This window comes from Klebsiella sp. HMSC25G12 (assembly GCF_001807705.1).
GTDB lineage: Bacteria > Pseudomonadota > Gammaproteobacteria > Enterobacterales > Enterobacteriaceae > Klebsiella > Klebsiella variicola.
This window is the reverse complement of the sequence record NZ_KV789910.1, coordinates 46,667-68,705: the sequence shown is the minus strand read 5'-3', so window position 1 is coordinate 68,705 and position 22,039 is coordinate 46,667. Positions and strand designations below refer to the sequence as shown.

General features: G+C 59.8%; 23 protein-coding genes and 2 pseudogenes. 9 read left to right on the top strand and 16 right to left on the bottom strand.

What is annotated here, in order from left to right:
- Positions 1-140 precede the first annotated feature (140 nt).
- Together HMPREF3096_RS21220 and yjdP are read left to right on the top strand one after the other, a co-directional pair.
- Positions 141-2,426, top strand: a complete 2,286-nt coding sequence (locus HMPREF3096_RS21220) for an ATP-binding protein (protein WP_032731732.1) — start codon at positions 141-143, stop codon at positions 2,424-2,426.
- 70 nt (positions 2,427-2,496) lie between these two features.
- Positions 2,497-2,850: a DDRRRQL repeat protein YjdP gene (gene yjdP, locus HMPREF3096_RS21215; RefSeq protein ID WP_012543151.1), complete on the top strand. Its 354-nt coding sequence runs from the start codon at positions 2,497-2,499 to the stop codon at positions 2,848-2,850.
- A 22-nt stretch (positions 2,851-2,872) separates the two neighbouring features.
- Here the strand turns inward: yjdP and phnP are convergent, their stop codons facing one another.
- The 12 genes from phnP to HMPREF3096_RS21155 all read right to left on the bottom strand — a co-directional run bounded on the left by phnP (position 2,873) and on the right by HMPREF3096_RS21155 (position 11,705).
- A complete protein-coding gene (gene phnP, locus HMPREF3096_RS21210; RefSeq protein ID WP_032731734.1) occupies positions 2,873-3,631 on the bottom strand; it encodes a phosphonate metabolism protein PhnP in 759 nt (252 codons plus the stop codon).
- 15 nt (positions 3,632-3,646) lie between these two features.
- Complete coding sequence (phnN, locus tag HMPREF3096_RS21205) at positions 3,647-4,210, bottom strand: ribose 1,5-bisphosphokinase (protein WP_012543150.1); 564 nt, start codon at positions 4,208-4,210, stop codon at positions 3,647-3,649.
- Entirely contained in the window at positions 4,210-5,346 is a 1,137-nt protein-coding gene (gene phnM / locus HMPREF3096_RS21200; protein WP_016160122.1) for an alpha-D-ribose 1-methylphosphonate 5-triphosphate diphosphatase, read from the bottom strand. The genes phnN and phnM overlap by 1 nt, the downstream gene beginning before the upstream one ends.
- A complete protein-coding gene (phnL, locus tag HMPREF3096_RS21195; RefSeq protein ID WP_008807247.1) occupies positions 5,343-6,023 on the bottom strand; it encodes a phosphonate C-P lyase system protein PhnL in 681 nt (226 codons plus the stop codon). The genes phnM and phnL overlap by 4 nt, the downstream gene beginning before the upstream one ends.
- A gap of 107 nt (positions 6,024-6,130) precedes the next feature.
- Complete coding sequence (gene phnK, locus HMPREF3096_RS21190) at positions 6,131-6,889, bottom strand: phosphonate C-P lyase system protein PhnK (protein WP_012543148.1); 759 nt, start codon at positions 6,887-6,889, stop codon at positions 6,131-6,133.
- Positions 6,886-7,734 (bottom strand): alpha-D-ribose 1-methylphosphonate 5-phosphate C-P-lyase PhnJ, encoded by an 849-nt coding sequence (locus HMPREF3096_RS21185; RefSeq protein ID WP_002885202.1) that lies wholly within the window; start codon positions 7,732-7,734, stop codon positions 6,886-6,888. The genes phnK and HMPREF3096_RS21185 overlap by 4 nt, the downstream gene beginning before the upstream one ends.
- Positions 7,727-8,791, bottom strand: a complete 1,065-nt coding sequence (locus HMPREF3096_RS21180) for a carbon-phosphorus lyase complex subunit (RefSeq protein ID WP_008807245.1) — start codon at positions 8,789-8,791, stop codon at positions 7,727-7,729. Before HMPREF3096_RS21180 ends, HMPREF3096_RS21185 begins: the two co-directional genes overlap by 8 nt.
- Positions 8,792-9,376: a phosphonate C-P lyase system protein PhnH gene (phnH, locus tag HMPREF3096_RS21175; RefSeq protein WP_008807244.1), complete on the bottom strand. Its 585-nt coding sequence runs from the start codon at positions 9,374-9,376 to the stop codon at positions 8,792-8,794.
- A complete protein-coding gene (gene phnG, locus HMPREF3096_RS21170; protein WP_008807243.1) occupies positions 9,373-9,825 on the bottom strand; it encodes a phosphonate C-P lyase system protein PhnG in 453 nt (150 codons plus the stop codon). The genes phnH and phnG overlap by 4 nt, the downstream gene beginning before the upstream one ends.
- Positions 9,826-10,551, bottom strand: a complete 726-nt coding sequence (phnF, locus tag HMPREF3096_RS21165; protein WP_012543146.1) for a phosphonate metabolism transcriptional regulator PhnF — start codon at positions 10,549-10,551, stop codon at positions 9,826-9,828.
- 155 nt (positions 10,552-10,706) lie between these two features.
- Positions 10,707-11,141 (bottom strand): VOC family metalloprotein YjdN, encoded by a 435-nt coding sequence (gene yjdN / locus HMPREF3096_RS21160; protein ID WP_002885221.1) that lies wholly within the window; start codon positions 11,139-11,141, stop codon positions 10,707-10,709.
- A 228-nt stretch (positions 11,142-11,369) separates the two neighbouring features.
- A complete protein-coding gene (locus HMPREF3096_RS21155) occupies positions 11,370-11,705 on the bottom strand; it encodes a zinc ribbon domain-containing protein YjdM (protein ID WP_008807241.1) in 336 nt (111 codons plus the stop codon).
- Positions 11,706-12,249: 544 nt separating this feature from the next.
- Here HMPREF3096_RS21155 and proP point away from each other — a divergent pair.
- Entirely contained in the window at positions 12,250-13,752 is a 1,503-nt protein-coding gene (proP, locus tag HMPREF3096_RS21150) for a glycine betaine/L-proline transporter ProP (RefSeq protein WP_070544576.1), read from the top strand.
- Positions 13,753-13,801: 49 nt separating this feature from the next.
- On the opposite strand, the gene melR is transcribed toward proP, so the two are convergent.
- A complete protein-coding gene (gene melR, locus HMPREF3096_RS21145) occupies positions 13,802-14,740 on the bottom strand; it encodes a transcriptional regulator MelR (RefSeq protein ID WP_008807239.1) in 939 nt (312 codons plus the stop codon).
- 239 nt (positions 14,741-14,979) lie between these two features.
- Here melR and HMPREF3096_RS21140 point away from each other — a divergent pair, with 239 nt between their 5' ends.
- The 5 genes and pseudogenes from HMPREF3096_RS21140 to HMPREF3096_RS21125 all read left to right on the top strand — a co-directional run bounded on the left by HMPREF3096_RS21140 (position 14,980) and on the right by HMPREF3096_RS21125 (position 19,454).
- Entirely contained in the window at positions 14,980-16,332 is a 1,353-nt protein-coding gene (locus HMPREF3096_RS21140) for an alpha-glucosidase/alpha-galactosidase (RefSeq protein ID WP_032731738.1), read from the top strand.
- Between the two features lie 93 nt (positions 16,333-16,425).
- A complete protein-coding gene (gene melB / locus HMPREF3096_RS21135) occupies positions 16,426-17,841 on the top strand; it encodes a melibiose:sodium transporter MelB (protein WP_008807237.1) in 1,416 nt (471 codons plus the stop codon).
- A gap of 5 nt (positions 17,842-17,846) precedes the next feature.
- Positions 17,847-17,978, top strand: a pseudogene (locus tag HMPREF3096_RS31950) (hypothetical protein).
- 138 nt (positions 17,979-18,116) lie between these two features.
- The gene (gene parM / locus HMPREF3096_RS21130; RefSeq protein WP_032731740.1) at positions 18,117-19,073 is read left to right on the top strand and encodes a plasmid segregation protein ParM domain-containing protein; all 957 of its coding nucleotides are present in this window, start codon (positions 18,117-18,119) and stop codon (positions 19,071-19,073) included.
- A 9-nt stretch (positions 19,074-19,082) separates the two neighbouring features.
- Positions 19,083-19,454 carry a plasmid partitioning/stability family protein gene (locus tag HMPREF3096_RS21125; protein WP_016160127.1) on the top strand — a complete coding sequence of 124 codons (372 nt, stop codon included), beginning with the start codon at positions 19,083-19,085 and terminating at the stop codon, positions 19,452-19,454.
- 333 nt (positions 19,455-19,787) lie between these two features.
- Here the strand turns inward: HMPREF3096_RS21125 and cbpM are convergent, their stop codons facing one another.
- Positions 19,788-20,093, bottom strand: a complete 306-nt coding sequence (gene cbpM / locus HMPREF3096_RS21120; protein WP_012543142.1) for a chaperone modulator CbpM — start codon at positions 20,091-20,093, stop codon at positions 19,788-19,790.
- Positions 20,093-21,010, bottom strand: coding sequence for a curved DNA-binding protein (gene cbpA, locus HMPREF3096_RS21115; protein WP_022064628.1), 918 nt, complete (start codon positions 21,008-21,010; stop codon positions 20,093-20,095). The genes cbpM and cbpA overlap by 1 nt, the downstream gene beginning before the upstream one ends.
- 75 nt (positions 21,011-21,085) lie before the next feature.
- Here cbpA and HMPREF3096_RS31045 point away from each other — a divergent pair.
- A pseudogene (locus HMPREF3096_RS31045) lies at positions 21,086-21,193 on the top strand (hypothetical protein); the annotation flags it as partial.
- Here the strand turns inward: HMPREF3096_RS31045 and HMPREF3096_RS21110 are convergent.
- Positions 21,156-21,839, bottom strand: a complete 684-nt coding sequence (locus tag HMPREF3096_RS21110) for a TerC family protein (RefSeq protein ID WP_008807233.1) — start codon at positions 21,837-21,839, stop codon at positions 21,156-21,158. The pseudogene HMPREF3096_RS31045 and the gene HMPREF3096_RS21110 sit on opposite strands and share 38 nt — an antisense overlap.
- Between the last annotated feature and the right edge of the window lie 200 nt (positions 21,840-22,039).

The following is a 22,039-nucleotide window of genomic DNA, read 5'->3' as shown; positions in this document are numbered from 1 at the left end:
CCACCGGAAAATAAATGCAGAATGTCAGAATCCATTCATATTTGTCATAGTGATAAATAGTTAACCGCGATCACAGTTACGCGGCGTCATTTTCTGCACCGTCACGCCTATATGCCGACCTATCCTTCACTGGAGTTGCTATGACCGCTCGCCGACACCCGTTTTTCACCAGCGCCCGTGGCCGCCTGCTCTCCTTTAATCTATTGATGGGCGTGGTCACCCTGTTGGTGAGCGGCGTGGCGGTGTTCGGCTTTCACCACGCCAGCCAGCTGCAGGAGCAGGTGCAGCGCCAGACTCTCAACGACATGCGCGGCAGTATGGATCTGGCGCGGGACACGGCGAATGTCGCCACGGCGGCGGTGCGCCTGTCGCAGGTGGTGGGGGCGCTGGAGTACAAAAGCGAAGCGGAACGGCTGCTGGCGACGCAGCAGGCGCTGAAGCACTCGCTGGCCCAGCTGGCGGCGGCCCCGCTGGCGCAGCAGGAGCAGGCGCGGGTGGCCAATATTATTCGACGCAGCAACGCGCTGCAGCAGAGCGTGGCGGAGATGCTGGAGCGCGGCCAGCGCCGCCATCTGCAGCGCAATGCGCTGCTGAGTTCGCTTTACCAGAATCAGAGCAATCTGCGCCATCTCGCCGATCTTAACGATCGCGGCGGGGATAAGGCGATCGATCCGCGCCGGCTGGCCGAGATGGACCGGCTGATCGTGGCCGCGATCCATACCGTTACGCCGCGGTCGATCGTTCTGCAGCTCGACCAGCTGCGCGGCGACCTGCCGGCAGGCAGCGCCGATCCCGCGCTGGCGTTTTTCCTGCCCGACGTCACCCGGGAACTGGCGACGCTGGCCCCGCTGTCGGCCCAGCTGGAGGAGAGCGACCTGACGATCAGCTGGTACATGTACCACATCAAAGCGCTGGTCGCGTTGCTTAACGAGGATATCAATCAGTACGTGACCCGGGTGGCGGAAGCCTCAGAGCAGCGGGCAGCGCAGAGCCATCGGGAGCTGCGCTCCATCAGCATGTTTATTCTGCTTTCCGCGCTGCTGGCGCTGGCGATCACCGGCTGCGCCGGGTGGTATATCTACCGTAACCTTGGCTCGAACCTGACCGCCATCTCCCTGGCGATGTCGCGGCTGGCTCAGGGGGAGCCGAACGTCTCGGTGCCGGCCCTGCAGCGGCGCGATGAGCTGGGCGAGCTGGCGCGAGCCTTTAACGTTTTCGCCCGCAATACGGCGTCGCTGGAGCACACCACCCGGCTGCTGAAAGAGAAGACCACCCAGATGGAGATCGATCGGATTAAGCGCCAGGAGCTGGAAGAGGCGCTGCTGCACAGCCAGAAGATGAAGGCCGTCGGCCAGTTGACCGGGGGGCTGGCGCATGACTTTAACAACCTGCTGGCGGTGATCATCGGCAGCCTCGAGCTGGTGGAACCGGACGCACGCGATGCGCCGCGCCTCTCCAGGGCGCTGAAGGCGGCGGAGCGTGGGGCGCTTCTGACTCAGCGGCTGCTGGCCTTTTCGCGCAAACAGGCGCTGCATCCCCAGGCGGTGGCGATGGCGCCGCTGCTGGAGAACCTCAGCGAGCTGATGCGTCACTCCCTGCCAGCGACCTTAAGTCTGGAGATTGAGGCGCAGTCGCCGGCGTGGCCGGCATGGATAGACGTTGGCCAGCTGGAAAACGCCCTGATCAATCTGGTGATGAACGCCCGCGACGCCATGGCCGGGCGCGACGGGGTTATCAAAATACGCACATGGAATCAGTGGGTCACCCGCAGCAGCGGTCAGCGGCAGGATATGGTGGCCCTGGAGGTGATCGATCATGGCAGCGGGATGTCGCAGGCGGTGAAAGCCCGGGTGTTTGAACCGTTCTTCACCACCAAAGCCACCGGCAGCGGCAGCGGTCTGGGACTGTCGATGGTGTATGGTTTTGTGCGCCAGTCGGGCGGCCGGGTGGCGCTGGAGAGCGCGCCGGGGCAGGGGACGACGGTGCGGCTGCAGCTGCCGCGGGCGATGACCGAGGTTGAGACGACGGTGGCGCCAGCGGAGGACGAGCCGCTGCCGGCGGGAGAACGGCTGGCGCTGGTGCTGGAAGATGAAGAAGATGTACGCCAGACGCTGTGTGAACAGCTGCATCAGTTGGGCTGGCTGACGCTGGAGACGCCGAGTGGCGAAGAGGCGCTGCAGCTGCTGGAGGCGTCGCCGGATATCGCTCTGTTGATTAGCGATCTGATGCTGCCCGGCGCGCTGAGCGGCGCCGACGTGATCCATACCGCCCGACGCCGCTTTCCGGCGCTGCCGGTGCTGCTGATCAGCGGCCAGGATTTGCGTCCGGCGCAGAATCCGGCCCTGCCGGAAGTAGAGTGGCTGCGTAAGCCGTTTACCCGCGCCCAGCTGGCGCAGGCGCTGAGCGCGGCGTACGCGAGGATTTGAGATTCCTCCGCTACTCGGGGGTTGTACGCTTGATTAAGGTAGCGGCAGGACTCTGACGAGATTGGCCCCGATGAAACGTTACGCAACCGCACTGCTCTTTTGCACCCTGTCGCTGACCAGCCTGGCCGCTCGCGCCGATATTATCGATGACGCGATCGGCAATATTCAGCAAGCCATTAACGACGCCTATAACCCGGGTAGCAACCGCTCCGATGACGACGACAGATACGATGATGATGGCCGGTATGATGACGGGCGCTATCAGGGGAGCCGTCAGCAGAGCCGCGACAGCCAGCGTCAGTATGACGATCGACAACGGCAACTGGACGATCGCCGCCGCCAGCTTGACGAACGCCAGCGCCAGCTCGATCAGGATCGTCGCCAGTTAGAAAGCGACCAGCGTCGTCTGGATGATAGCTACTGATCGCTCCGCAACGGACCTGCACTTAATCCAGCACGATTTCCATCCCGTCATATCCCGCTTCGAAACCTGTCGGCAGCGGGTTATCCATCATCCAGACATCTAACTGGTGGCTGATATGGGTGAGGATCACCCGCGGACAGCCAATCACCTGGTTAAGGTGGCGGACGGTGTTTAGATCGTTGTGGTTACGCGGGGTCTGCGCGCGCGGCTCATGACTGCAATCAATGATCATCGCCTGCGGGCGGTTGTTGAGTAAAAACTTCAGCGTCTTGTCCGGCAGCCCGGCGGTATCCGAGAGCCAGGCCACCCGGCTGTGGGCCGACTCCAGCAGATAACCGAAGGTGAGCTTCGAGTGGTTGAGCGGCAGGGGCGTTACCCGCAACCCCTGCAGGTCAAACACCACAAACGGCGTGACGGTATGGCTAAAATCGAGCAGGCCGGGGTGCTTGAGCAGATCGTCGCAGCCGGCGTCGTCCGGCGGGCCATAGACCGGGATCGACGCGCCGACTCCCCAGCACAGCGGAAACAGCCCCTGCACATGATCCAGATGGTAGTGGGTCAGCAGCACCTGCTGAAAACTACCGGCGGGATGATGTTCCATCAGATCCGGTCGTCCGGCATCAAGCAGCGTCACGGCGCTGTTGAACGTGACCACGCCGCTACAGGGGCGGCGTCGGTGGCTCTCCTCGCGGCGGGCGCGGCGGCAGGCCGCGCAGTCGCAACCGAAGACGGGCACCAGCTGGGCGCCGCCGGTGCCGGTTAAACGGATTGTCAGGCTCATCGTGTCACCTTTCACTCATACCGGCTGATCCTCTACGCGTGCCACGTGGCTGCGCAGCAGGCGGAAGAAATCGTCAACCGATTGTCGAAGACTCCCGTCATTATTCAACGTCAGGCAATTGTCCGGCTTATAGCGCGCGGCGCGATCCAGACGCTGGGCGATTTCCAGTGCGTTTTCCCGGCCGCGCTGCTCCAGCCGCTGGCGGAGCACCGGCGGCGAGACGGCGAGACAGATCGGCACCAGCACCTCGCCGTAGCGTTCCCGGGCCAGCGCCAGGTGGGCGCGGGAGCCGTTGGCCACCACGTCAAAGCCAGCGTGCAGCCACAGGTCGATCTCCACGCCAATGCCATAGTAAGTATTGTTGGCGTGCCAGCTGAGAGCAAAAAGATGCTGCTCGGCGCGGGTAAAAAATTCATGTTCGCTGAGGGCGATATGATTCTCGCTGCCCGCGTTAAACGGGCGGGTAATGTAACGATGGGCCACCAGCAGCTGCGGGTGCTCGCGCTCGCGCAGCGCCGCCAGCAGGCTGTCTTTACCGGAGCCAGAGGGGCCCACCAGCCAAATCAGTTTTCCCGGCATTAAAAGACCCTCGTTCCCTGGCGCCAGACATGGTCGATGTGCACATGCTCGCCGCGACGGTGCGCCAGCACCAGGTCGGCGCGTTTCCCCTCGGCGATGACGCCGCGATCGTCAAGGCCCAGCGCCTGCGCCGGATGCTTGCTGACCAGACGGATCGCCTGCGCCAGGGTGAAGGCGTTATCCTCGGCGTCGGCGATGCGGAAAGCGGCATCCAGCAGGCTGGCGGGGTAATAGTCAGACGAGAGAATGTCCAGCAAACCACTGCTCGCCAGCTGGTGCGCCGCGATGTTGCCAGAGTGGGAACCGCCGCGCACGATATTGGGGGCGCCCATCAGGACGTGCATCCCATGCTGACGTGAAGCCTGCGCTGCGGCCAGCGTGGTGGGAAACTCGGCGATGACGCTACCTAACTGACTGGATTCGGCCACATGCGCCTCGGTGGCATCGTCGTGGCTGGCGAGGGCGATACGACGGGCGCGGCACATGGCGGCGATGGTCTGACGATTCGGCTGCGACCAGGTGGCGGCCAGGGCCATCTGCTCGGCTTCAAAACGGTCCATTTCGTCGTGAGTGAGATGGTATTTGCCCTGATAGTAATCGCGGTACTTGCTGCGATCGGCGTACTGACGCTGGCCTGGCGAGTGGTCCATCAGAGAGACCATGCTCACCGACTCGCGGTCAATCAGCTTTTCAAACAGCGGCAGCGTGGTGTGATGCGGCAGCTCGCAGCGCAGGTGCAGGCGATGCTCGGCGCGGTTGAGGCCGCGCTTTTGCGTCTCTTCCACCGCATTGACCATCTTCTCCAGATTCTCAAGACGATCGCCGCCATCACGCACGTCGCCAATCGCCACGGCGTCGAGCACGGTGGTGATGCCGCTGGCGACCATCATGGCGTCATGGCTGCTCATCGCCGAGTGGGCCGGCCAGTCTACCTTCGGTCGCGGGGTAAAGAACTTGTCGAGGTTATCGGTATGCAGTTCGATAAGGCCCGGCAGCAGCCAGCCGCCTTCCCCATCCAGCGCCTGCGGCAGCCGACTCTGGCTTTCGGCGAAAGCGAGGATGCGACCGTGCTGGACTTCCAGTGAACCGTGGACCACGTCGTCGTCGAGAACCAGTTTTACGTTATTGATAATCATGCTGTCATTCCCATGGGGTGCAGTCGGTCGGCGACCTGACGGCGTACCCCTTCGTCATGGAAAATCCCCACGATGGCCGCGCCGCGCGCTTTGGCATCGTGGATCAGGTTGACCACGGCAGCACTGTTTTTGGCATCCAGTGAGGCGGTGGGCTCATCAAGGAGCAGAATCGGATAGTCGACCGCAAAGCCGCGGGCGATGTTGACCCGCTGCTGCTCGCCGCCTGAAAAGGTCGACGGCGCAAGGTGCCACAGGCGTTCCGGAACGTTGAGGCGGGTCAGGAGCTGGGCGGCTTTCGCGGCGCTCGCTTCACGCGGCGTCCCAAGGTCGAGCAGCGGCTGCATCACCACCTCCAGCGCTGAAATGCGCGGGATCACCCGCAGAAACTGGCTGACCCAGCCGATGGTGGTTTTGCGCACTTCCAGTACCTTGCGTGGGGTGGCGGTGACCAGATCCACCCATTCCTCGCCGTGGCGGATGTGGATATGGCCGCTGTCCGGCAGATAATTGGCATACAGCGAACGCAGCAACGTCGATTTGCCGCTGCCGGAGTGACCGTGGAGTACCACGCACTCCCCGGCGTTAACGGTCAGCGAGGCGTCGGCCAGCACCGGCAGGCGCACGCCGTGCTGCTGGTGCAGAACAAAGGTTTTATGGATGTTTTCAACGCGGATCATGTTAGCCCTCGCGGGGTTGGGTTGCCGGGTGGCGCTTCGCTTACCCGGCCTACGAATAACGCACCTGTAGGCCGGGTAAGGCGTAGCCGCCACCCGGCAAAACAGCATCAATTCTGCAACACCGACGACACCAGCAGCTGGGTATAAGGGTGATGCGGATCGTCGAGCACCCGGTCGGTTAAGCCACTCTCGACTACCTGGCCCTGCTTCATCACCAGCAGACGGTTCGCCAGCAGACGGGCGACGCCGAGATCGTGGGTAACAATCACCACCGCGAGATTCAGCTCCACCGCCAGGCCGCGCAGCAGATCAAGCAGCCGCGCCTGCACGGACACATCCAGCCCGCCGGTGGGTTCATCCATAAACACCAGCTTCGGCTGGGTAACCAGATTGCGGGCGATCTGCAGACGCTGCTGCATGCCGCCGGAAAAGGTAGTGGGCAGGTCGTCGATGCGTGAGGGCGGGATCTCCACCTCCTGCAGCCACTTTTCGGCGGTGGCGCGAATGTTGCCGTAGTGGCGGGCGCCGGTGGCCATCAGCCGTTCGCCGATGTTGCCCCCGGCGGAGACCTGGCGACGCAGGCCGTCCATCGGGTGCTGATGCACCACGCCCCATTCGGTACGTAGCAGGCGGCGGCGTTCGGCTTCGCTCATGGCATACAGCGAGCGCTGCTGGTACAGCACCTCGCCCTGCTGCGGCGTCAGGCGGGCAGAGATCGCCTTCAGCAGGGTGGTTTTACCGGAGCCGGATTCCCCGACGATGCCGAGAACTTCTCCCGGCCACAGTTCGAAGGAGACATCGCGAAAACCTTTGTCCGGGGCGTAGAGATGGGTCAGGTTATTCACAGCAAGTAATGGCTGGCTCATTTTTTCTGCCCCTCGCTCTGCTGGCGGCAATAGTCGGTATCGGAGCAGACAAACATCCGCTGGCCGCTGTCATCCAGTACCACTTCGTCGAGGTAGCTGTGGCGCGAGCCGCAGATGGCGCAGGGCTCATCCCACTCCTGCACGGTAAATGGATGGTCATCGAAATCGAGACTTTCCACCGGGGTATAGGGCGGCACCGCGTAGATCCGCTTTTCGCGCCCGGCGCCGAACAGCTGCAGCGCCGGCATCATGTGCATTTTCGGGTTATCGAATTTCGGGATCGGCGAAGGGTCCATCACGTAGCGGCCATTGACCTTCACCGGGTAGGCGTAGGTGGTGGCGATATGGCCGAAGCGGGCGATATCTTCATACAGTTTCACCTGCATGACGCCGTACTCTTCCAGCGCGTGCATGGTGCGGGTTTCGGTTTCGCGCGGCTCGATAAAGCGCAGCGGCTCCGGGATCGGCACTTGATAGATCAGGATCTGATCCTCCACCAGCGGCGTCTCCGGGATCCGGTGGCGGGTCTGGATCAGGGTGGCGTCTTCGGTACGCTCGGTGGTGGCGACGCCGGTGACGCGCTTAAAGAACTGACGAATCGACACCGCGTTGGTGGTGTCATCCGCGCCCTGGTCAATCACCTTCAGCACGTCGTTCTCGCCGATGACGCTGGCGGTCAGCTGGATGCCGCCGGTGCCCCAGCCGTAGGGCATTGGCATTTCGCGACCGCCGAACGGCACCTGGTAGCCGGGAATGGCCACCGCTTTGAGGATCGCCCGGCGGATCATGCGCTTGGTTTGCTCGTCGAGATAAGCAAAGTTATAGCCAGTCAGTGGGTTAGCCACGTTCGTTCTCCCGTTGCAGGCGTTTCAACAGCGCCAGTTCGGCCTGGAAATCGACATAGTGCGGTAGTTTCAGATGCGAGACGAAGCCGGCCGCTTCGACGTTATCGGCATGGGCCAGCACAAACTCTTCATCCTGAGCCGGGCCAGCAATCTCTTCGTCATAGTCTGGCGCCTGCAGGGCGCGGTCGACGAGGGCCATGGCCATTGCTTTGCGCTCGCTCATGCCGAAGGTCAGACCGTAGCCGCGGGTGAAGTGCGGCGGCTCATCCTGCGGGGCGACGAAGCCGTTGACCATTTCGCATTCGGTGAGCAGCAGCTCGCCAATATTGACGCTAAAGCCCAGCTCTTCCGGCACGATTTCCACCTGCACGTAGCCGCTGCGGATCTCGCCGGCAAACGGATGGTTGCGGCCATAGCCGCGCTGGGTCGAATAGGCCAGCGCCAGCAGGTAACCTTCATCGCCGCGCATCAGCTGCTGCAGGCGCGAGGAACGCGAGCAGGGGTAGACCGGCGGGGTGCGGGTGATATCGTCGGGCGGCGTGCCGCGATCTTCCTCGGCCTTCGCCAGCCCCTGCTGCGTGAGCAGGCTAAAGACGTGCGGCGTCGGCTCTGCTTCGCCATCGGCTTGCTGCACAGACGGCGCTTCGCCGTTGGCCAGCAGGGTAAAATCGAGCAGGCGATGGGTGTAGTCGTAGGTGGGGCCTAGCAGCTGGCCGCCGGGAATGTCTTTGTACACTGCGGAGATGCGGCGTTCGAGGCGCATCTCCGCAGTGTTAATCGGTTCGCTGACCGCCAGCCGCGGCAGGGTGGTGCGGTAGGCGCGCAGCAGGAAGATCGCTTCGACGTTATCACCGCTGGCCTGCTTGAGCGCCAGCGCCGCCAGTTCGCGGTCGGCGATGCCGCCCTCGGTCATCACCCGGTCCACCGCCAGGTTGAGCTGGTCGCCTATCTGATCAACGCTCAGTTCGGGAAGCCGTCCATCGCCCCGCCGTTTCTGTTCCTGTAAGGCGTGAGCGGCGAGGATCGCCTTCTCGCCGCCCTTGACGGCTACATACATTTAGCAAACCTCCACGTGGGTGGTGCGCGGGATCGCCAGCAGGCGCTCGCCGCAGGTGAGGATCAGGTCGATGCCCAGCGGGAACGGATGCGGGCGTTCAGTTAATTCGTCGATGATGCAGTCCGGCAGCTGCGGCGCAATCATTCGCTCTTCGGCAATGCCTGCCCCGGTCAGGCGCAGCATGCGTCCGCCGCTGAGGCTGGCGAGCTGAACAATCAGCGTGACGCCGGTTTCCGGAGCAGTGACGGTGCCAGCGGAAAGGACGTTGAGCTGCTCGGCGCTGATGCCGTCATTGGCGACGGCAAAAACCGCCTGCTGCGGCTGGTCCACCAGCGGCGCGCCGGTATGAAAGCGCAGATTCTGTCCCACCAGATCGTTATGCAGAGCGCTGGCGAGCCAGACCGGCGTTTCATGATCGGCAAGGGTCAACAGCAGGCTGGTGGAGGCCACGTTCAATGGCTGCCAGCCGTGCTGAAGCTGCTGCAGGGAGACAATCACCCCCGGCTCGCTCATCGCTTTCAGCAGGCGACGAAAACTGTGTTGGGCATCCTGCACAGCCAGGGTAAAAGCGGGTTGTAAGGTCATGCGTTATCTCCGCGAACCAGGGTAAAGAAGTCGACCCGGCTGGCGTTGACTTCGGCGCGTCGGGCTTCAATGCGCGCGCTGCGTAGCGCTTCCAGCGGGGTTATCAGGGTTTCCATTAACGTATGAAAATGGCGAGGCGACTGCAGCAGGGCGTCGATGGCCGCGCAGCGTTCGGCATGCGGGCGGTCGCGGCCTAAGATCCAGCTGTAGCCGAGCGTCCCGTCGGCCAGACGTACCGCCGCGCGGGTGAGCGTGGCGTCGCCGGCAAAGAAACGGTCGCCGATGCCACCCATGCGGGCCTGGAGCTGTACCAGCCCGGTTTCCGGGGTGCGAATCAATTCATACGCCGGCGCCAGCTGCAGGGACTGCATGCGCGCCAGAAGATCTTGCGGTTCACTGTGGGCCAGCACGGACATCCAGCGCTGGCGGGTGGCGGTATCGAAGTGCATTCAGTGCTCCATGGTAAATTCAATCATGTCGGCGCGGGTCAGGCTGACGGAGTATTCGATGGGGGTCTGCTCGCCCTGGCGGCTGTTGAGGGTGCGTACGCAGAGCAGCGGCGCCATGTTGGGGATCTCCAGCAGCTTGCTCTCTTTCGCCTGCGCGCGGCGGGCGCTGATTTTGGTGCGTGCCCGGGTCAGTTTGACGTCGAGCTCATCGCGCAGCAGGTCGTGCAGCGATCCGTGGCTAAAGGTTTGCAATACCGGCCAGAAACGCAGGTCGGCGAAGTAGTGGTCGATCAGGCACAGGGCGACGCCATTGACCCGGCGCAGGGTGCGCAGGTGGATGACGTTCTCGCCCTCATTGATGCCAAAGGCCTCGGCAACATGCGCGCTGGCGGGGCGCAGCACCGACAGCAGCTTTTCGCTGGTGGGATCGCTGCCCTGTTCCAGCAGGTTCTGGCTGAACCGCGCCTGAGCATTAAGCGGGTAATCGATCGGCCGCATCAGCACCAGCACGCCGACGCCCTGACGGCGCTGGACCCAGCCGCGTTCAACCAGCTGGTCGATAGCCCGGCGCAGGGTATGGCGGTTAACGTCAAAGCGCGTCGCCAGCTGCTGTTCGGCGGGCAGATAGTCGCCGCAGCGATAGTGGTGGCGCAGCTCCTGCTCAAGTCGGGCGGCGATTTCCTGATAGCGCGTGGGATAACTGGTCGGATGTCTGGACAGGTGCATAGTCATCAAGCCTCACACAGCATAGGCGAGGAGGTCCCTCGCGTTGTGGGCCGATCCTGACCGGTTTATGTTGCATTTCGGTTAAGTGATGATGACCAAAGGATGAAGAGTTGGTGCCAGACGGATGACAGGGCGGCCGGGCCGCCCTGGCGGGGTCAGCCTTGTTTGACCACGTTGATCATCCAGGGGACGCCAAAGCGGTCGACGACTTTGCCGAAGCCGTGGGCCCAGAACGTTTCCTGCCAGGCCATCTCAATGCGCCCGCCGACGGCCAGTGCGTCGAACCAGCGCTGGCCTTCAGCGACATCGCTGGGATCGAGGACGAGGGTGAAGCCGGCGTAATGCACATCGGGCCCGAAGGCGCTGTCGCTCAGCATCAGCTCGCCATTATTGATGCGCAGGCTGGCGTGGGCGATGGCATCATCTGCCATCTTCTGGCCAGACGGGCAGCCGTCTGACGCTTCTTGCGCCGGGGGCGGCATTTCGCCAAAGGTCATTTTAAACATCAGCTCCGCGCCCAGCGTCTGCTGATAGAAGGCGATTGCCTCGGCGCAGTTGCCTGCAAAGGCAAGGTAGGGACTTAAGGACATGGTGAATACCTCAGTGACCGTAACCCGTAAAGCGTAGTCGCCGGGGACGCTGTTGAGCCAGACGGCAGCGCGAAAATGTGTAGCGGCATAGCGGCGAAATGGTCAGTGAAAATAGCGGGGACTGAGGCGGAAAATAACAGGTTGCACAGGGAGCGGGTGGGGCACGATGATATCGGGAGCGGCGACGGTGGTGCAGGAAAATAATGACGCCGACCTCCCGGAAATAAATCAGTTCTTTTTGACGAATTCCGACTTGAGCTTCATCGGACCAAAACCGTCAATTTTGCAGTCAATATTGTGATCGCCTTCGACCAGACGGATATTCTTCACTTTGGTGCCGATTTTCAGCATCGAAGAGCTGCCTTTTACCTTCAGATCTTTCACGACGGTAACGCTATCGCCATCGGCCAGTAAATTGCCATTGGCATCTTTAACGATCAGAACGTCGCTCTCTTCTGTCGCCTCGGCAGGGTTCCACTCATGGGCACATTCCGGGCAGATGTACATGCCGTTATCTTCATAAGTGTAAGTCGAATCGCATTTTGGGCAGTGTGGCAGTTGCATGACGTTCCTCGTGATGTCGTCGGAAAACAGGACGTTGGTCCTCTAAACAGCGGCTGATAGCCGAAAGTGTGGCTGATTATAGCGCAATCACCCACTTTTGTCGGGTGTTTTTTTAGTAAAAATTACCCATCACACTATTCGGGTGAAAGCAGAATAACCGCCAAAATTATCCGCCAGAGGATAAGGGGGAGTGCGGAAATAATTTTTGCGAGCAGCCAGTAAAATGAACTTATTTATTTTCGGACACTCTGTAATAAGGCGGTAAATTTATGTGAAGTTGATCGCAGATATAAACGCTGTTAGGGTAAAAAAGGGGAGCAGGTCAATTTCATCAGGTATCACGATCGGCCGCTCTATTTATTCACCAGTAGCCAGAGCAGGCGTCAACAGGTTCGGTTGTACATTCTGTCAGCAGACAGTGCAGGCAAACCTGCTACGCTTGAAATGAGGAGCACAGCAATTCACCGCTCCTGACGCACGATACGAATGGCCTTGTCATTCGGCGATGATGCGTGTACTCAAGGCGGAGTAGCAGAGGAAAAATATGCTTAAAAGGAAAAAAATAAAGCCCATCACCCTTAAGGATGTGACCATCATCGATGATGGTAAACTGAAAAAGGCGATCACCGCGGCCTCCCTGGGTAACGCGATGGAGTGGTTCGATTTCGGCGTCTATGGCTTTGTGGCCTACGCCTTAGGTAAAGTCTTCTTCCCCGATGCCAACCCAAGCGTGCAGATGATTGCCGCACTGGGTACCTTCTCCGTTCCATTTTTAATTCGTCCGTTAGGCGGCCTGTTTTTCGGGATGCTGGGCGATAAATATGGTCGGCAGAAAATCCTCGCAATAACCATCGTGATCATGTCGATAAGTACTTTCTGTATCGGCCTGATTCCGTCGTATGCCACGATAGGCATCTGGGCGCCGATCCTGCTGCTGCTGTGTAAAATGGCGCAAGGCTTCTCGGTCGGCGGTGAATATACCGGGGCATCGATCTTCGTCGCGGAATATTCTCCTGACCGTAAACGCGGCTTTATGGGCAGCTGGCTGGACTTTGGCTCCATCGCCGGGTTTGTGATGGGGGCCGGCGTGGTGGTTCTCATCTCCAGCGTGGTGGGGGAACAGAACTTTCTCGACTGGGGTTGGCGTATCCCGTTCTTCCTGGCGCTGCCGTTAGGCATCATCGGTCTCTATCTGCGCCATGCGCTGGAAGAGACCCCGGTGTTCCAGCAGCATGTGGACACCATGGAGCAGGGCGACCGTGAAGGACTGCAGGACGGGCCGAAGGTCTCTTTTAAAGAGATTGCCACCAAGCACTGGCGTAGCCTGCTGACCTGTATTGGTCTGGTGATTTCCACCAACGTGACCTATTACATGCTGCTGACCTATATGCCGAGCTACCTGTCGCATAACCTGCACTACTCGGAAGATCATGGGGTGCTGATCATCATCGCCATCATGGTCGGGATGCTGTTTGTGCAGCCGGTTATCGGTATGCTCAGCGACCGCTTTGGCCGTCGTCCGTTCATCCTGATTGGTAGCGTGGCGCTGTTTGCCCTGGCGATCCCGGCCTTCATTATGATTAACAGCAACGTGATTGGCCTGATTTTCGCTGGTCTGCTGCTGCTGGCGGTCGTGCTGAACTGCTTTATCGGGGTGATGGCCTCCTCGTTGCCGGCGATGTTCCCGACGCACATCCGCTTCAGCGCCCTGGCCAGCGCCTTTAACATCTCGGTGCTGGTTGCTGGTCTGACGCCAACCCTGGCGGCGTGGCTGGTGGAAACCACTCAGAACCTGATGATGCCGGCGTACTACCTGATGGTCATCGCGGTGGTGGGGATGGCGACGGGTCTGTCGATGAAAGAGACGGCTAACCGCCCGCTGAAAGGGGCGACCCCGGCGGCGTCGGATATCCAGGAAGCGAAAGAAATCCTTGGCGAGCACTACGATAACATCGAACAAAAAATCGAAGATATCGATCAGGAGATCGCCGATCTGCAGGCAAAACGGTCGCGTCTGGTGCAGCAGCATCCGCGTATCAACGACTAACCGTTTTCACTGTTAATCATGCCGCCTGGGGAGACCCCGGCGGCATTTTTTATGCCTCCGGCAAGGCCAGACCGTGACGTCGCTGCTGGCTAAGTTTACGGTACTGCTGCGGCGGCATGCCCACGTAGCGGGTAAAGGTGCTGTAGAAGCGGCTGCTGGAGCGGAACCCGGCGGTAAGGGCAATATCCAGGATGGTCTTGTCGGTATCGCTCAGCAGCGCCCGCACATGATTGATACGCATGGCGGTAATATACTGCTTCATGGTCTGCTGCATCACCCGCTGAAAGACCCCCATCGCGTAGTTCGGGTTGAGCTTCACGTGCTCGGCAACGGCATTGACGGTCAGCGCCTGGTCGTAGTGGGCGGCGATAAACTCCAGCATCTGGCTGACATAAAACTGCGCGTGGCGCGAGACGCTGTTCTTGTGGGTGCGCGAGGTTTTGTTGACCAGAATCGGCTGCCAGCCGGAGAGGCTCAGCCGCTTGAGCATCAGGGCGATTTCATCGATCGCCAGCTGGCGAATCTGTTCATTGTCGTGGTTCAGCTCCTGCTGCCAGCGGCGCACTTCAAAGGCGCTTAACTGCTGCGCGGCGAGGGACTTAATTACCATTCCATGGGTGACGTGGTTGATAAGCTCCCGGTCCAGCGGCCATGAGAGAAACAGATGCATCGGCAGGTTGAATATCGCCATCTGCTGGCAATCGCCGGGGCGGGTCAGCTGATGCGGCGTACAGGCCCAGAACAGGGTGATATAGCCTTTCTCAATGCGCACAACTTCGTTATTAATCAAATACTCTACATCGCCGTCGAACGGCACGTTGACCTCCACCTGGCCGTGCCAGTGGCTGGTGGGCATGGCGTGCGGCGGGCGCAGTTCGATATCCATACGCTGATACTCGGAGTAGAGCGCCAGCGGGCTGCGGCTCTGCTTTTCGTCGCTGCTGCACATAAAGGGATCGGGGGGCAGGGAAGTAAAGCGGTGTTCCATGATTAACGTATTCCTGGATTGTCAGAGTGGCTGCATTTTTCGCCAGAACTGACTACAGCTTAGCGGAATAACCGGCCCGTTTTCTCTCCTTTTAAGTCGATCTATTGCCAAAAACTCAGATTTTGTGGCGCTTAATGGCCGATCTGAGTTTACGGGAATGCTCCGGCGGGAACAGGGCAGCGTAACGCTGAACGACGTGCCACTCTGCAAGTGTTCAATGACCTGATGGAGAGTGCGTGATGACCGCCCCAAAAATTACTTTTATCGGCGCCGGTTCGACGGTGTTCGTCAAAAATATTCTCGGTGATGTTTTCCAGCGCCCGGCGCTGAAATCGGCGCATATCGCGCTGATGGATATCGATGAAACCCGGCTGGAAGAGTCGCATATCGTGGTGCGCAAGCTGATGGATTCGGTGGGCGCGAACGGCGAAATCAGCTGCCATCGCGATCGTAAAACCGCCCTGCAGGGTGCCGATTTCGTTGTGGTCGCTTTCCAGATTGGCGGCTATGAGCCCTGTACGGTCACCGATTTTACCGTCTGCAAGCGCCACGGCCTGGAGCAGACCATTGCCGATACGCTGGGGCCGGGAGGCATTATGCGCGCGCTGCGCACCATCCCGCACCTGTGGGCTATCTGCGACGATATGACCGAGGTCTGCCCGGACGCCACCCTGCTTAACTACGTCAACCCGATGGCGATGAATACCTGGGCCATGTACGCCCGCTACCCGCATATCAAGCAGGTTGGCCTCTGCCATTCGGTACAGGGGACGGTGGAAGAGCTGGCGCGCGACCTCGATCTCGATCCGGCGGATTTACGCTACCGCTGCGCGGGAATCAACCATATGGCGTTCTATCTGTCGCTGGAGAAAAAGCTCGCGGATGGCAGCTACGGCAGTCTCTATCCCGACCTGCTGCAGGCCTACGCCGAGGGCCGGGCGCCGAAGCCTAACCTGCACGGCAACCCGCGTTGCGAAAACATCGTCCGCTACGAAATGTTCAAAAAGCTGGGCTACTTTGTCACCGAATCGTCGGAGCATTTCGCGGAATATACGCCATGGTTTATCAAGCCGGGCCGCGATGACCTTATTGCTCGCTATAAAGTGCCGCTGGATGAATACCCGAAACGCTGCGTCGAGCAACTGGCCAACTGGCATCAGGAGCTGGAGAGCTATCAGCGCGGCGAGCGCATCGAGGTGAAACCATCCCGCGAGTATGCCAGCACCATCATGAACGCCATCTGGACCGGCGAGCCAAGCGTGGTGTACGGCAATGTGCGCAACGATGATCTCATCGACAACCTGCCGCAGGGTTGCTGCGTGGAAGTGGCTTGCCTGGTGGACGCCAACGGTATTCAGCCGACGAAAGTGGGCGCGCTGCCGGCGCATCTGGCGGCGCTGATGCAGACCAATATCAACGTGCAGACGCTGCTGACGCAGGCGATCCTCACTGAAAATCGCGATTACGTCTATTACGCCACGATGATGGATCCGCACACCGCCGCGGTGCTGGGGATCGAAGAGATCTACGCGCTGGTGGACGATCTGATCGCCAGCCACGGCGACTGGCTGCCGGCCTGGCTGCACCGTTAATCCTCTCATGCCGCCGGGGGCAACGAACCCGGCGGTGCCTGTCACGCTCTATCAAACGCTGAAGGAGGCGCTGGCGACAGCGACCTGGACCCTATGAGTATTTCAATGACAACAAAGCTCAGCTACGGATTTGGTGCCTTTGGTAAAGATTTCGCTATCGGTATCGTCTACATGTATCTGATGTATTACTACACCGATATTGTTGGCCTGTCGGTTGGGGTGGTTGGCACCTTGTTCCTGGTGGCAAGGATCCTCGATGCGATAGCCGATCCGATCATGGGATGGATCGTCAACTGTACGCGATCGCGATGGGGGAAGTTTAAACCGTGGATCCTGATCGGCACGATAACCAACTCGGTGGTGCTGTATATGCTGTTCAGCGCCCATCACTTCAGCGGCGGGGCCCTACTGGCGTGGGTGTGGCTAACCTACCTGCTGTGGGGCTTCACCTACACCATCATGGATGTGCCGTTTTGGTCGCTGGTGCCGACCATTACCCTCGATAAACGTGAACGTGAACAACTGGTGCCTTACCCGCGCTTTTTCGCCAGCCTTGCTGGGTTTGTGACGGCCGGCGTCACGCTGCCGTTTGTCAGCGCCGTGGGCGGCGCCGACCGCGGTTTCGGTTTCCAGATGTTTACCCTGGTGCTGATTGCCTTCTTTGTGATTTCCACCCTGGTCACCCTGCGTAACGTGCATGAGGTTTACTCCTCGGATAGCGGCGTGAGCGAGGATTCCAGCCATCTTTCACTGCGCCAGATGGTGGCGCTCATCTATAAAAACGATCAGCTGGCCTGCCTGTTAGGCATGGCGCTGGCCTATAACACGGCGGCGAACATTATCGCTGGCTTTGCCATTTACTACTTTACCTACGTGATTGGCAGCGCGGAGATGTTCCCGTATTACATGTCCTACGCGGGGGCGGCGAATTTGCTGACGCTGATCCTGTTCCCACGACTGGTGAAAGGGCTGTCGCGGCGCATTCTGTGGGCGGGTGCTTCGATCATGCCCGTGCTGGGCTGCGGCGTGCTGTTGCTGATGGCGCTGAGCGGCGTTTACAACATCGCGCTGATTTCGCTGGCCGGGGTGCTGTTGAATATCGGCACCGCGCTGTTCTGGGTGCTGCAGGTTATTATGGTGGCCGATACCGTCGACTACGGCGAATATACGATGAATATCCGCTGCGAAAGCATCGCCTACTCGGTACAGACGCTGGTGGTGAAAGCGGGCTCGGCGTTTGCGGCCTGGTTTATTGCCATCGTGCTCGGTATCATCGGCTACGTGCCGAATGTTGTGCAGTCATCTCACACGCTGCTGGGGATGCAGGCGATTATGATTGCGCTGCCGACGCTCTTTTTCGCCCTGACGCTGTTTCTCTATTTCCGTTATTACAAACTGAATGGCGATATGTTGCGCCGTATTCAGATTCACCTGCTGGATAAATATCGCCGGGTACCGGAAAATGTCGTCGAGCCGGAACGGCCGATTGTGGTACCCAACCAGGTGTAAAAAGCGTGCGAAAACCGCTGAGGAAAGAGGGGAGGGATGCTCTCTTTTTGTACAAGAACAGTGTCTGAAACAGACAGAAAGAGAGAAACTGTATTTCTCTATTTTGTCTCAGTTATTTCTCTTTCAGGGCGCATTGAATTGTTCGTTTCTCCATTTTTTCTCAAATAAAACTCTGAATTGTCTCTTTTTCGTGCACTTGCGCGGCTTTTTAACTCTTGCTACTCTTTTTGGGTCTTACATTTTTCTCTTATTTGTCTCAGTGATGGAGCAATGCGATGCGCATTTTTATCGATGATGGTTCAACCAATATCAAAATGCTGTGGGAGCAAGATGGCGAAACTTTCACCCATATCAGCCCCAACAGTTTCAAACGCGGCTGGTCTGCCACCTTCGGTTCCGGGAAGCCTTTTAACTACACCGTGGATGATGAAAAGTACTCATTCGACCTGATCACTCCCGATGCGCTCCCCACCAATAACATTGACTGGCAATATAGCCCGTTGAACTCCATCGCTGTCCATCACGCGCTGCTGACCAGCGGTCTTGAGCCGCAGGATGTCGAGATTGTGGTCACCCTGCCGCTGACCGAATTTTACGACGAAGATGCGCAATATCGTCTTGATAACATTGAGCGTAAGAAAAAGAGCCTGCTGCGCGACGTTAAACTGAACAAAGGCGTGGTGTTCAATATCACGAAAGTTACCGTGCGTCCGGAATCCATTCCGGCGGGGATCAGCCTGTGCGATGAACTGAAACCGTCGCATTCGGTGCTGATTATCGACCTTGGCGGCACCACGCTGGATATTTCAATGGTCGCCGGGCAGATGACCTCGGTTTCGCGCATTTACGGCGATCCGAAGCTGGGCGTGTCGCTGGTGACCGATGCCGTTAAGCTGGCGCTGGCCCGGGCGAATACCGACACTTCCAGCTATAACGTTGACCAGATAATCATCAACCGCCACGACGAAGAATACCTGACCGACAACATCAACGATCCGGATGCGGTTTCTGAGGTGAAGAAGGTGATCAATAGCAGCATTGAACGTCTGACCACCCGCGTCCTGACGGCGATTGATAGCTTTAAAGGCTATTCGCACGCCATCGTGATTGGCGGCGGCGCGCCGCTGGTGGCCGATGCGATTCGTGAACGTATGGGGCTGCGCGAGGACCGTTTCGTGGTGGCTGAAGAGCCGCAGTTTGCCCTGGTGCGTGGTCTGAAAATTATTGGCTAAGGAGCGTCTATGACTCTGGATCGCAGAAAAGTGCTGATTTACCTGCGCCCGGATATCAGCGCCAGCGAGCGCTTCGCGGACGCAAAAATTGAGGCCCATCACCGTGGCGACCGCGGCGATATGTCGCGTACGGCGCTGCTGGCGGGGCTGGCGTTAGGGGAAGTCGATAGCCGCCTGCCGTCGATGCTGGCGGCGCTGCTGGCGGAAGATACTAAACCGGAAACGCTGCGTAAGATGCTGGCTTCGTTCCTTGAGATCCAGCCGGCCTCTTCCGCCCCGGCATCCGCGCCAGCGGCGGCTCCAGCTAAGGCGCCGGAGCCGCCCGCGCCGGTCAGCGAGAGCGTCTCCGCGCGTAATCTCGCCGGTTCGTTACCGGATTAAGCGCTATTCCCGGTTTGCGCTATCCGGGAAACTCCCCGGCTTGCGCTACGCTTAGCCGGGCTACTGTTTGCACTGTCCGGTAGCCCGGGTAAGGCGGAACGCCGCGACCCGGGAAATTCCCCGGCTTGCGCTGTGCTTAGTTTGTCGGCTGGATAAGGCGTAGCCGCCATCCGGCATACAGGCGGCTCCCTGCCTGTGGCCATGCCCGGCGGCGCTACGCTTGCGCGGGCCTACGGATCCAATGTAATGGTGGGCCCAGTGCCGTTTGTAGGCCGGATAAGGCGTAGCCGCCATCCGGCACGAAGGCGGAACGCTGCCACCCGGGATGTCGCCCTATCCGTGGGCGAGGAAGCGGGCCAGGCGCTGCTGCAGCAGGCGATTTTCGCGAGTCAGCCGCGCGTTTTCATCCAGCAGGGTCAGCGCCACCGCGATCCCCGGCCAGTCCAGCTCCAGCTCGTTACGCAGGCGCACCGCGCGATGGACAATCGTCACCGCGCTGTCGTCGAATAGCCAGGTTTCCGCCTGCGGCTGGTGCGGTTCAATCATCCCCAAGCCGACGATCTCCGTCAGCTCCTCTTCCGATACCCCGGTACGCAGGCACAATTCGGTAATGGTAAACGTCACTGTTACTGTAGCCATCAGGCTTTCCCCCATGTCTTACGCGGATCGAAGCTGGCTTCGGCGGCGGCCAATTGTTGCCAGAGCTCACGCGCTTTTTCATCTGGTTTTGGCGGCATGACAATTTTGATGACGGCGAACAAATCGCCAGTGTGGGTTTTGCTCACCAGCCCTTTGCCCTTGATACGCAGTCGCTGCCCTGCCTGACTGCCCGGCGGCACCGTCAGCAGAATGCTCTCTTTCAGGGTGGGCACCGTGACTTTCGCGCCCAGCGCGGCCTCCCATGGCGCCAGCGGCAGGACGATCTCCAGGTTATGGCCGACAATATCGAATAGCGGATGCGGAGCGATGTGGATAACCAGCCACAGATCGCCGTTCGGGCCGCCGTTTTCGCCCGGCGTTCCCTGGCCTTTCAGACGGATACGCTGACCATCGACTACCCCGGCGGGGATCTTCACATTCAGCATTTTCGGCGTTTCACTTTCGATCATGCCAAACACGTTGTACACCGGCAGGTTATAGCTGATGGTGCGCGTCTGCTCGGCCAGCGTCTCTTCAAGGAACACCGCCACTTCGATCTCCAGATCGTGGCCGCGTGCGGCATGCTGACGGCGACGCTGATGCGCCTGCTGGCCAAACATGGAGGAGAAGATGTCGTCGAAATCTTGCTGGCTGTAGCTCTGCTCGTGTGTCTGCTGCTGGCGACCGAAGCCGGGATCGTTGCGATGCTGCCAGAGCTGATCGTATTCGGCGCGCCGCTGCTCATCTTTCAGGACTTCCCAGGCTTCGGCGAGATCCTTGAATTTGGCTTCGGCATCGCTTTCTTTACTGACGTCGGGGTGATATTTGCGCGCCAGGCGGCGGTAGGCGGTCTTGATAGTTTTCAGATCGTCGGTTGGTTGCACCCCGAGAATGGCATAATAATCCTTCAATTCCATGATTTTATCTCATCTATGCTCAGTGCGGTGGTTACATATTCCCTGGAACAGGCGTCAGTATAAAGCGTAGGGCAAATGCGCCCTGAAGGGGAAGAAAAGTGGCGGAAACTTGACGCCGTCGGGGTCGGCGGCGTCGTGGGCGAGGCTACTCTTTCGCCTGCGGCCGTGGGCGGCGGCGCCATCCTTCAAACAGCACCAGCAGCGCGCCGACGGCGCCAGCCACGCGCGCGGTGCCGTCCCCGGCGGCGGGAAACAGTTGCTGAATGGTGGGATCGCTGACCAGCATTGAGCCGGCAATCCAGCCGATGAGCATTCCGCCCAACAGCACCACGGCGGGAAAGCGGGTGAGCAGGACCAGGACCAGTTTACTGCCCGCGACGATAATCGGAATGCTGATCGCCACGCCGAGGGCGACCAGCGCAATGTGCCCTTTTCCCGCCGCAGCGACCGCCAACACATTATCCAGCGACATGATCACATCGGCGACGGTGATGGTGATCGCGGTGCGCCACAGGCTCGCGGAGCTGCCGACCTCGCTCTCTTCTTCCTCATTACTCACCAGCTTCATACCAATCCACAGCAGGAGCAACGCGCCGACTATTTTCAGCCACGGTAGCGACAGAAGATACAGGGCGAGCGCCAGCAGCAGCACGCGCGCCAGGATCGCCCCCACGGTACCGATGATGATCGCTTTGGTGCGCTTTTGTGGCGGCAGTTTGCGGCAAGCCATGGCTATCACCACGGCGTTATCGCCGCCCAGCAGTAAATCGATGGCGACAATCTGCAGCATAATCACCGCCATGTCCCATTGTTGGAGTAACGCATTCATTTCGAGAGAAACCACCTGAAAAAAGAGCAAGAAAAACCGCTGCGCAGGGTACTCCGCCTGGGGCGCATTGACCACTGACGCAGACCCACGCCGTCGCGCGGGAAAAGCGTGCCTGAAAAATAAAGTTACGAATCAACGCGCCGTTGGGCAAGGCTTCGGCGAAAAAGGGTGATATTTTGTCACCCAGACTCACCTGCCGT